1 protein-coding gene is annotated in these 277 nt (G+C 50.2%); it reads left to right on the plus strand.

Annotation, left to right across the window (positions count from 1 at the left end; genetic code table 11):
- Positions 1 to 277 (plus strand): hypothetical protein (locus AC4IFT_RS22475; protein ID WP_490752949.1); only part of this gene is annotated, 277 nt, incomplete at both ends.

Raw genomic sequence — 277 nt, forward strand, 5'->3', positions numbered from 1 at the left:
AGCGGATAGAGAAAACGCAGCTAGTCGGCGAGTTAGGTAAGCAGATTACAGATATTGCGGTGACGGATGCGACCATAGACGCGACCAAAAAAGTGAATGAAAAACAACCTAACCTAACAGGCCAAGCGCGTGAAGAGGCGATTCAGACTGAAATCAATAAATCCGGTTGGGGCGTGGGTGGTGATAATCGCCGCATTGTGGAGTCGGGCACAGCCTTAATCCAAGGATTGGTGAATGGGGATGTAAATAAAGCGGTGGCGAATGCGAGTGCGCCGTA

The sequence above is a fragment of the Providencia sp. UF-183 genome (assembly GCF_058246155.1).